This window comes from Peribacillus sp. NPDC096379, assembly GCF_044762875.1.
In the GTDB taxonomy this organism is placed as follows: Bacteria; Bacillota; Bacilli; order Bacillales; family DSM-1321; genus Peribacillus.
Map to the genome: position 1 here is coordinate 1 of NZ_JBIWFD010000013.1, position 1,155 is coordinate 1,155.

Here is a 1,155-nt window from a genome sequence, read left to right on the forward strand (position 1 = left end):
AAAAAATACGAAATTTCTATTGTAAATCAAGATACAGAATATGTTGTGGATATTGATGCATCAACAGGTGATATTTTGAAAGTTGATCCAAACACGAAAGATTGATAGAGCCATGGTACGAACGATTTAAAATCATTTAAAGAAAAGTCCAATAAATAACCGCAGGAGGTTTTATCATGATTCAAGATTTTAAAGTAAAACTATTGTTTGAAGGTCAAGTTCATGAACGTCATCAGTTTTCGTTATCCTTTAAAGGCGATAATTATCAAGGGATTTTCCACGATGAAGAAATTCAATGGTTTCATCCTCAACCTAAGCATAATATTGGTGAAGATGACCTTCAAAACTTGGAATCGAAAGTGTATGACTTACTGACGAACCACGTATATCAAGATTTTAAAGTAAAACCATTGTTCGAAGATCAAGTTCATGAACGTCATCAATTTACGCTAACCTTTGAAGGCGATAATTATCATGGGATTTTCCACGATGAAGAAATTCAATGGTTTCATCCTCAACCCCAAAATAACCTAGAAGAAGATGACCTTCAAGATTTGGAATCGAAAGTGTATGACTTGATGGCTAACCACGTATATCAAGATTTTAAAGTAAAATCATTGTTCGATAATCAAATTCATGAATGTCATCAATAGACTAAATATATAAGAGGTGGGTATCTAAATGATGCCTACCTTTTTTGTTCCCAAAACATCCAGGGTTTTTTCCGAATGTATGATTTTGTATAAAATCATACATTCAATAAAATCCTCAAAAACGCCCTTGTTCCACTAACATGGCAGGAGGAGAAGTTGATCCGGCATTATCAAGGCTGTTTCAGCGTGGTTTTATTGCCGTTGCGGAGTCTATTTCCGGATCTAGTTAAATACCCAAGAATTCACACGAAGTCTAACATATTATTTATTATTGTGTTTTAAAAATAGAGGAGGAATTATGTTGTACACAGAATTACAATACCCATGGAATCAACCTCAACAAATAGAAAATGATGAAAGAATTATATTTGGAGGATTCGGCCCTGGCATGGGATTTGGTAGACCTGGCATGGGATTCGGTCCCGGCATGGGATTCGGTCCTGGCATGGGATTCGGCCCTGGCATGGGATTCGGTCCTGGCATGGGATTCGGCCCTGGCATG

General features: G+C 36.6%; 3 protein-coding genes. All 3 read left to right on the forward strand.

The features are described 5' to 3' along the window. The first annotated feature begins 18 nt into the window (after nucleotides 1-18). Nucleotides 19-105, forward strand: a complete 87-nt coding sequence (locus ACIQZI_RS23850) for a hypothetical protein (RefSeq protein WP_403078288.1) — start codon at nucleotides 19-21, stop codon at nucleotides 103-105. Between the two features lie 71 nt (nucleotides 106-176). After that, the gene (locus ACIQZI_RS23855; protein ID WP_403078234.1) at nucleotides 177-653 is read left to right on the forward strand and encodes a DUF5342 family protein; all 477 of its coding nucleotides are present in this window, start codon (nucleotides 177-179) and stop codon (nucleotides 651-653) included. A 298-nt stretch (nucleotides 654-951) separates the two neighbouring features. After that, nucleotides 952-1,155 (forward strand): hypothetical protein (locus tag ACIQZI_RS23860; protein WP_403078237.1); only part of this gene is annotated, 204 nt, incomplete at its 3' end.